The organism is Salinarimonas sp., assembly GCF_046292825.1.
GTDB lineage: Bacteria > Pseudomonadota > Alphaproteobacteria > Rhizobiales > Beijerinckiaceae > Salinarimonas.
The window spans coordinates 1-8558 of sequence record NZ_JBKBQG010000080.1 but is presented as its reverse complement, the minus strand read 5'-3'; the positions used below and the strand labels follow the sequence as shown (position 1 = coordinate 8558).

General features: G+C 69.0%; 10 protein-coding genes. 3 read left to right on the top strand and 7 right to left on the bottom strand.

Annotated elements, in window-relative coordinates; genetic code table 11:
* Positions 1-377: 377 nt before the first annotated feature.
* The gene (locus ACK4UM_RS20535; RefSeq protein ID WP_409802789.1) at positions 378-1082 is read left to right on the top strand and encodes a ribonuclease activity regulator RraA; all 705 of its coding nucleotides are present in this window, start codon (positions 378-380) and stop codon (positions 1080-1082) included.
* 7 nt (positions 1083-1089) lie between these two features.
* On the top strand, positions 1090-1935 hold the full coding sequence (locus ACK4UM_RS20530; protein ID WP_409802787.1) for a YdcF family protein: 846 nt from the start codon (positions 1090-1092) through the stop codon (positions 1933-1935).
* On the opposite strand, the gene ACK4UM_RS20525 is transcribed toward ACK4UM_RS20530, so the two are convergent.
* From ACK4UM_RS20525 to ACK4UM_RS20495, 7 genes are all read right to left on the bottom strand, one after another.
* Positions 1848-2162, bottom strand: coding sequence for a DUF3253 domain-containing protein (locus ACK4UM_RS20525; RefSeq protein ID WP_409802785.1), 315 nt, complete (start codon positions 2160-2162; stop codon positions 1848-1850). The genes ACK4UM_RS20530 and ACK4UM_RS20525 overlap by 88 nt on opposite strands.
* Positions 2163-2341: 179 nt before the next feature.
* Positions 2342-3031, bottom strand: a complete 690-nt coding sequence (locus ACK4UM_RS20520; protein ID WP_409802783.1) for a DUF599 domain-containing protein — start codon at positions 3029-3031, stop codon at positions 2342-2344.
* A gap of 59 nt (positions 3032-3090) precedes the next feature.
* On the bottom strand, positions 3091-3657 hold the full coding sequence (locus ACK4UM_RS20515; protein WP_409802781.1) for a hypothetical protein: 567 nt from the start codon (positions 3655-3657) through the stop codon (positions 3091-3093).
* Positions 3658-3696: 39 nt separating this feature from the next.
* On the bottom strand, positions 3697-4074 hold the full coding sequence (locus ACK4UM_RS20510) for a hypothetical protein (protein ID WP_409802778.1): 378 nt from the start codon (positions 4072-4074) through the stop codon (positions 3697-3699).
* A gap of 287 nt (positions 4075-4361) precedes the next feature.
* A complete protein-coding gene (locus ACK4UM_RS20505; RefSeq protein ID WP_409802776.1) occupies positions 4362-4817 on the bottom strand; it encodes a type II toxin-antitoxin system RatA family toxin in 456 nt (151 codons plus the stop codon).
* 7 nt (positions 4818-4824) lie between these two features.
* On the bottom strand, positions 4825-5784 hold the full coding sequence (gene lipA, locus ACK4UM_RS20500) for a lipoyl synthase (protein WP_409802774.1): 960 nt from the start codon (positions 5782-5784) through the stop codon (positions 4825-4827).
* Positions 5785-5938: 154 nt separating this feature from the next.
* The gene (locus ACK4UM_RS20495) at positions 5939-6598 is read right to left on the bottom strand and encodes a DUF1028 domain-containing protein (protein ID WP_409802772.1); all 660 of its coding nucleotides are present in this window, start codon (positions 6596-6598) and stop codon (positions 5939-5941) included.
* A gap of 200 nt (positions 6599-6798) precedes the next feature.
* Here ACK4UM_RS20495 and ACK4UM_RS20490 point away from each other — a divergent pair, with 200 nt between their 5' ends.
* Positions 6799-8382: an ABC transporter substrate-binding protein gene (locus ACK4UM_RS20490; RefSeq protein WP_409802791.1), complete on the top strand. Its 1584-nt coding sequence runs from the start codon at positions 6799-6801 to the stop codon at positions 8380-8382.
* The last annotated feature ends 176 nt before the right edge of the window (positions 8383-8558 follow it).

Below are 8558 nucleotides of genomic sequence, written 5' to 3'. Positions count from 1 at the left end.
CTTCCCCTCAGGGGAAGGTGGCTCCGACCCCGAACAGGGGTCGGAGACGGATGGGGTCTTTCGCTCCGAAGGAGCGAAGGGGCGTCGGGAGCCGCCTTACGTAAGGAGCTTTACGCCAACGCCCCTTCGCAGCTTCGCTGCGAATGACCCCATCCGACCCGTCGGCTCCGCCGCCGGGCCACCTTCCCCTGAGGGGAAGGAGAGCGGCGGCGCCTTGTCCTTTCCCTTGCGATGCGCAGATCACGATGTGCGATTCGCGCAGCCCTCCGGGGAAAGATTTCGCCCCCATCCCTACCCTCCGGCGAGCGAGATCGCCCTTGCCGCCTCTCCCCGTCTCCGCTAGCGCTGGGACGCCCCACGAAGCACGGGATCCCGTCATGCCCCTCGACACCGCCATCCGCGACGCGCTGCACGCCTCCACCACCGCGACGCTCACGACCGTCCTCCTGAAGAAGGGCGTCCGGCGGGCGTGGATGCGGGGGCCGCAGGCGCGGTTCAACGCGCACGAGCGCATCGTCGGCGAGGCCTTCACCCTGCGCTTCGTGCCCGCCCGCGAGGATCTCGCGACGCCCGAATCCTGGTCCTCCCCGCGCTCGACCCGCGGCGCCATCGAGGACATGCCGGAGGGCGTGATCTGCGTCGCCGACGCGCTCGGCCTGCAGGAGGCCGGCATCTTCGGGGACATCCTCTGCGCGCGCATGAAGAAGCGCGGCGTCGCCGGCCTCGTCACCGACGGACCCGTTCGCGACGGCGCGGGCGTGCGCGATACGGGGCTGCCCGTCTGGTGCTCGGGCGTCGCGGCGCCGGCTTCCGTCGCGGGCCTCACCTTCGTCGGCTGGCAGGAGCCGATCGGCTGCGGCGGCGTCGCGATCTTCCCCGGCGACGTGATCGTGGCGGACGGGGACGGCGCGGTGGTGATTCCCCAGGCGATGGTCGAGGCGGTCGCGCTGGCGGCCCTCGACCAGGAGCGGCTCGAGGCCTGGATCATGCGCGAGGTCGATCGCGGCGTGCCGCTGCCGGGCCTCTATCCGCCCAATGCCGAGACGAAGGCGCGCTTCGAGCGCGAGAGCGGCGGGGGCTGACGGGCCGATGTTCTTCGCGCTCGCCAAGATCGGCTTCTTCTTCCTCGCCCCCTCGAACCTCTTTACCGCGATCACCGGGCTCGGCATCCTCGCCGCGTTCTTCGCCCGCACGCGAAAGATCGGGCTCGGGATGGCGGCGGCGGGGGTCGTCGCGACCTTCGCCTTCGGTCTCTCGCCGCTGCCCAGTCTCGCGCTTCACGTGCTGGAGAGCCGCTACCCCCCCCTGACGGTCGACGAATTGCCGCGCGTCGACGGCATCGTGGTGCTCGGCGGGTCGATCCAGCAGGACGCGACGATGGAGCTCGGCCAGCCGGTCCTCAACGAGGCGGGCGAGCGGATCACGACGGCCGCCATCCTCGCACGCCTGCATCCGCAGGCGCGCCTCCTGCTCTCGGGCGGCAGCGGAGCGCTCCTGCAGGACGACCGCTACTCCGAGGCCGAGGCGACGGCGCGGGTGCTCGCCGATCTCGGCGTGGACCCCGCCCGCTTCCTGATCGAGGACCGCTCCCGCGACACTTTCGAGAACGCCCGCTTCAGCCGCGCCATCGCCGATCCGCAGCCGGGCGAGGTCTGGCTTCTCGTCACCTCCGCCTGGCACATGCCGCGCTCGATGGCGGTGTTTCGGGCGGAAGGGTTCGAGGTGGTGCCCTTCCCGGTCGATTTCCGCACGATCGGCGGGCAGGAGCTGACGCGCGGCTTCCGCTCGGTCTCGGCCGGCCTGATGCGGCTCGACATCGCCGCGCGCGAATATCTCGGCCTCCTCGCCTATCGGCTGACGGGCCGCACCGGGGAGCTGGTGCCCGGCCCCTCGCCCGCGCCGCCCTCCCCCGGCATCGGCAGCGCGAGCCGGTAGACGCCGCGGAAATCGTCCGGGTCGACCGGCCGGCCCTTTCTGAGGATCGCGATCCGCCCCTCCTTGGCGAGCGCGACCGCGACCCGTCGCACGGGCTGCATGAGGGGTCCCCACCCGTCCGGATGCGGCCCGCCGACCGCGCGCGCCACTTCCGACGGGCAGATCGTCCTGCCCGCCCCACGCGCCTCGACGAGCGCGAGCATGGTGCGTTCGATTTCGTCCGACATCGCGTTCCTCCGGCAAGATCCCTCCCCGGAGGGGAGGGTGGCCTCCGAGGCGAAGCCGAAGGAGGTCGGGTGGGGCCCGGGTGGCGATTCTCCTCTGCGCGACGGGCCCCACCCGACCCCTTTCGCTTCGCTCAGGGGCCACCCTCCCCTACGGGGAGGGATGTATCTCCGCCCCTCCTTTACGGGGAGGGATGTTTCTCAACGTCGAGCGCCGCCAACGCGTCGGAGCCGAATTGGCGGTGGGCCATCACCACCAGCACGGCGGTGGTCGCGACGATCAGGACCCACGGGCTCACGAACCAGCCGAGATAGGCGAGCGCGAAGAAGAAGGCGCGCTGGCCGCGGTTGAAATGGCGCCCGGCGACGATGGTCATCTGCGCGGCCCGCGCCCGCGCGGCGGCGGTGCCGGGATCGGAGACATCCTGCGGGATCGCGCCGACCAGGATCGCGGCGTAGTTGAACAGGCGATACGACCAGGCATACTTGAAGAAGGCATAGACGAAGATCACGCCTAGCCCGCCCACCTTCGCCTCGAAGGCCGCGCGGGTCGTCTCGATGCCGAAGGGCAAATCGGCGAAGAGGACGAGCGCCGTCTCCGTCGCCTGCAGGAGCGCGAAGACGCCGCCCACCGCGAACAGCGAGGTCGAGGCGAAGAAGGCCGCACCCGATTGCAGCGAGCCCATGATGGTCGCGTCGACGATCCGGTTCTCGCGCGCGAGGAGCTGGTCCATCCAGGCGCGGCGATAATCCGCCATGCGCGTGTTGAGGCTCGCCCGCGCCGGCCCGAACCGCTCCACCGCGAGATGATAGCCGCCCCAGGCGACGAGGAAGAAGCCGAAGGCGACGAGGTCGAGGTCGGTCAAGCCCATGCGCCACGCCTCCAGGGAAGAGCGCCTTTGGTAGCAGGGCGGGAGCGGGATGGCACGCGCTACGTGAAGCCCATCGCGCTCGGCGGAAAGACCGCGAGGATCGCGGCCGGAGTGCGAACGGCGATCTGGACATGCGTCTCTTCGCGCAGAGCGGCGCCGGGATAGATCTCACTACCTTCTTCGAAGGCGCCGATCACGGTGTCGTAGTCAGGAGCCCCGAACCGCTTTCGCATCTCGTGCAGGTGTTCGATAACTTTGCAGTCGAGCTGGCGGTTCAGCGGAATGCCGTTCGCAGGTGCCTGGTTCTTGGGAAGTTCGAGGTCGGCGGCGGCGTGGAGGGCCTCGAGATCCTCGTAGCTGAGCTTCAACTCGCTCGCAGAGCCGAGATCGGTGAGATCGAGGCAGTTCATCGAGCGGATGATTGCGGCGATGACGGCAGGGTCGGGATGATGCCGCCTGGCCCAATCCCACGCTCGGCGATAGCCCTCGACCCAGAAATAGACGCCCTGGCCAAGCCAGTGGTAGTCCTTCTCCTTCGCGATCAGAGGCTCGCCACGGTTCAGCACGGCGTCAGCGACGGCACTCCTGCACCCGTGAAACCCGACGACCGGAAACAAACGACGCATGCGACAGCCCCCGACGCCCTCGCGTCGTCGGCGGGGCGCTCATTCTTGATCGTGCTCCGGCCGCAATTTACCCTGTTCGTCAAAATTTCCAAGCGATTGCAAATAGGCGCGTGCGGCCTTCGGATCCTTGACCAGCTCGGCCACGAAATCCTTAGCCTCTCTCGGATATGCGCGCTCGTTCGCATCGAAGGGGGCCGCCATGGCAGTCGCGGCGAAAAGTGCCTTTATCAAGCCTTCGTTGCCAGAGAGGGGCGTGCTTGAACCTCCGGCAGCCTGTGTCGACCGCTGCGACTTCTCCTGCGTCGGCTTCTGAGACTTCGCCTGCGTCGCCTTCTGCGGTTTCGCCTGCACAAGCTTCTGCGACTTCCGCGGCTTCTGCGCAGCTGTGGGATGCGTCTTTTCCAACGTCCAAGCCATGATCGTTTCTCGCCCCCGAACCGGAAACGCACCAATCCCCGGCCTGTTCCGATCTTAACAACGCAGAGTTTAAGACTGTCTGTAGCGCTTTGGCAACATCGGCGACAAATACGGCATTATCCACATCTTAGGCCGCGACACGGTGTCCGGACAGAACGGGCTTGTACGTAGCGCGTCGAGTGACCCTGCACGACCGGGATCGCACGAAAGCGGGGCCGATGGCGCGCGTCTCGCACAAACCGAGGTTCATCCTGGCGAGGCCGGCAGAGCGCCGCCGCGAAAATTCCTCACCTGTAGATCGTATCCGCCCGCGCCTCGAAGGCCTCGGAGAATTTGCGGAAGGCGCGGTCGAACATGGTGCCCATCAGCATGCCCAGCGCGAAGCTCTTGAACTCGTAATTGATGAAGAACTCCACCTCGGAGGCCTCCGGCTCGTCGTCGACGACGCGGAAGCTCCAGCGGTTCTCCATGTAGCGGAACGGGCCGTCGACATATTCGACATCGATGCGCATGCGCGCGCGATCGAGGGTGACACGGCTCGTGAAGGTCTCGCGGATGCGCTTGTAGCCCACCGTCATGTCCGCGACGAGCGTCTCGATCCCCTCCCCGCTCGCCACACGCCGGCGCACGCGCAGCTCCTCGCAGAGCGGCACGAATTGCGGATAGCGCTCGACGTCGGCGACGAGGTCGAACATCTTCTGCGGCGCGTGGCGGACGCGGCGGGAGGTCCGGAACGACGGCATGCGGCGCTCAGCGACCGAGCTTGGCGAGGCGCGCGGCCTTGAGCCGGGCGAAATCGTCGCCCGCGTGGTGGGAGGAGCGCGTCAGGGGCGAGGAGGAGGCGAGGAGGAAGCCCTTGGCATAGGCCGTCGTCGCATAGGCCTCGAACTCGGCGGGCGTCACGTAGCGCACGACCGGGTGATGCTTGCGGGTCGGCTGCAGGTACTGGCCGATCGTCAGGAAGTCGACATCGGCCGAGCGCAGGTCGTCCATCAGCTGGAGCACCTCGTTGCGCTCCTCGCCGAGCCCGACCATGATGCCGGACTTCGTGAAGATCGTGGCGTCGAGCTCCTTGACCCGCTGCAGCAGCCGGATCGAGTGGAAATAGCGCGCGCCGGGGCGCACCTTGAGATATTTCGAGGGGACGGTCTCGAGATTGTGGTTGAACACGTCCGGCCGCGCCGCGACCACGATCTCGAGCGCGCCCTCCTTGCGCAGGAAGTCCGGGGTCAGCACCTCGATGGTCGTCTTGGGCGAGCGGGCGCGGATCGCGCGGATCACGGCGGCGAAATGGGCAGCGCCGCCGTCGGCGAGATCGTCGCGGTCGACCGACGTGATCACGACGTGTTCGAGGCCGAGCTTCTCGACCGCGATCGCCACGTTCTCCGGCTCGTGCGCGTCGAGCGCCTCGGGAAGGCCGGTCTTGACGTTGCAGAAAGCGCACGCGCGGGTGCAGGTGTCGCCCATGATCATGAAGGTGGCGTGCTTCTTCTCCCAGCACTCGCCGATATTCGGGCAGCCCGCCTCCTCGCAGACGGTGACGAGCTTGTTCTCCTTCACGATCCGGTTCGTCTCGGCCCAGCCCTTCGAGCCCGGCGCCTTCACGCGGATCCAGTCCGGCTTGCGCATCAACGGCTGATCGGGCCGGTGCGCCTTTTCCGGGTGGCGGGGACGGCTGTCCTTGTTGAGGAGGTCGAGAACGACGGCCATGGGCAACTCTCTTCGCGCGAGACGCCGCGAGACCCGCGCCGTCACCGCTCCGACATAGGGCGTTCGCAGGGAAATCGCAATCGCGCGCCGCGCGCCGCGCGGGGCGCGCGGCGACCTTGCGGCATCGTCGCGCCCGAGATCGGAGCGACGCCCCTCATCCCCTGCGATACGGGTCGTCGTGGGTCGGAATGCTCTCGCGGAACCGCACGAAATCGGGCTCCTGCCAGGCGGCCCAGACCCCCGCCAGGCGCGCGACCGGGTCCGCGTCGTCGTCCACCCGCAAGTCGATCGGCGGCGTGGCGAGGGAGACGATCCGCAGAGCGGCCGAGCGGTCGCCGTTGCGATCGCCGCCCGCGCGCGCGCCCTCGGCGAGGGCGGCGAGGAGACGGTCGGCGAGCGGGCCGGTCGTCGCGCGAAAGGCCTCGGCCATGCGCTGCGCGAGATCGGCCGCGGCCACGCGGTTCGCGACGACGCAGAGCCCCGGCTCGACGAGGGTGCAGCACGCCGCTTCGTTGTCCTCCCCGGTGAAGGCGGCGGCGTGGCCCTGCGGGTCCATCAGCGCGACCTGGCGCGCCGCGCGGCCCGGATCGCTCTGCGTGATCGCCGCGACGACCTCCTGCGGCGTCTCGCCTTGCAGGATGCGGCGCAGCGCCTGCTCGCCGTAGAGCACCGAGGTCGCGGTCCCCTGCGTTGCGACCACGCCCGCGCGCGGCGCCGCGTGCAGGACGAAGCCGCCCACCGACGGCGTCGCGCTCACGCAGGCGCCGCCCACGGCGCCGGCGGCCTCGTCGAGGCCGAGGATCGAATAGGTCATCGTCCGCTCCTCCTCTCGTGCCCCGCCCATGGTCTCGCGATCGCCCCCGGCACGCAAGCGTGGGCGGACGGTTGATCGCCCACGCGGGCGGCGTCTACACTGGGCGCTCGAAACGACGGCCGGGCGCAGATCCGGCTTCTGACGAGGGGGCTCATCCGGGTCGCAGCGAGGCCCGTGCGAGAGGAGAAGACATGAAGGCGATGGTGGAGAAGCGCGCGCTCGCGCTCGTCACGGGAGCGGCGCTCGCCGCCGCTCTGCTGCTCGGACCGCAGGCGGCGCCCTCCGCGCAGGCGCAGACGCCGCCGGGAATTCTCTCGGTCGGGCAGGTCGCCGAGCCGAAATCGCTCGATCCGCAGGCCGTCACCGCCGCGAACGATTTCCGCATCGTCGTCAACATCTACGAGGGCCTCGTGCGCTATGCCGACGGCACGCTCGAGATCGAGCCCGCCCTCGCCGAGAGCTGGGAGATCTCCGAGGACGGGACCGTCTACACCTTCCGGCTGCGCGAGGGCGTCACCTTCCACGACGGCAGCGCCTTCGACGCCGACGCCGTGGTCTTCACCTTCGAGCGCATGCTGAACGAGGATCACCCCCATCACGACACGGGGCCGTTCCCGTTGTCCTTCTTCTTCAGCGCGGTCGAGAGCGTCGAGGCGCTCGACACTCACACCGTCCGCTTCACGCTGGAGAAGCCCTACGCGCCCTTCCTGTCGAACCTCGCTTATCCCACCGGGCTGATCGTCTCGCCCGCTTCCGTCGCCGAGCATGGCGGCGAGTTCGGCCGCAACCCGTCCGGCACCGGCCCCTTCCGCTTCGAGCGCTGGGACGCCAACGTCGCCGTCGTCCTCTCCCGCTTCGAGGAGCACCGCGACGGGCCCGCGCCGCTCGAGGCGGTCGTCTTCCGCCCGATCACCGACGCCAATACCCGCGTCGCGGAGATGCTCGCGGGCGGGCTCGACGTGATGGTCGAGGTGCCGCCGGACGCGCTGCGCCGCTTCGCCGACGATGCGAGCTTCGTCGTCCACGAAGAGGCCGGGCCGCATCTGTGGTTCCTGATCCTCAACACCCGCGAGGCGCCCTTCGACGACGTGCGCGTGCGCCGCGCGGTCAATTACGCGATCGACAAGCAGGCGCTCGTCGAGAACGTGCTGCAGGGCACGGCGCAGATCGCGTCGGGGCCGATTCCGCCCGCCTTCGCCTGGGCTTACGACGAGTCGCTCGAGCCCTATCCGCACGATCCCGACCGCGCCCGCGAACTCATCGCCGAAGCGGGCGCGGAGGGAGCCGAGCTCGTCTTCTTCGTCACCGAGGGCGGCTCGGGCATGCTCGAGCCCGTCGCGATGGGCACGGCGATCCAGGCCGATCTCGAAGCGGTCGGGCTGTCCGTGCGCATCGAGACCTACGAGTGGAACACCTTCCTCGAGCGGGTGAACGCCGGCCTCGAGGGCCAGGCCGACATGGCGCAGATGGCCTGGATGACGAACGACCCCGACACCCTCCCCTTCCTCGCTTTGCGCACCGAGGCCTGGCCCGAGGAGGGCGGCTTCAATTCGGGCTATTATTCCAACGAGGAGGTCGACCGCCTCCTCGCCGAGGCCCGCGCGACGACCGACCAGGAGGAGCGCGGGCGCCTCTACCGCGAGGTGCAACGCCTCGTCCACGAGGACGCGCCCTGGGCCTTCGTCGCCAATTGGAAGCAGAACGCGGTGACGACCGCCGCGGTGCAGGATTTCCGCCTGCAGCCGTCGTTTCTCTTGATGCTCGGCGGCGTGTCGAAGCAGTGAGGGGGGGAGCGATCCCTCCCCGGAGGGCAACGCTATTCGCACATCGTGACCTGCGTGAAGCGCGCCACTTGGTTTTGCAGCGATCGCCACATGCTCTTGCACCACAAAGAGCCGGTCGAAAGAGGACTTGAGAGGCGCTCGAGCGGGGCCTGAAAATGGGTGTTAGAGCCGTCCCT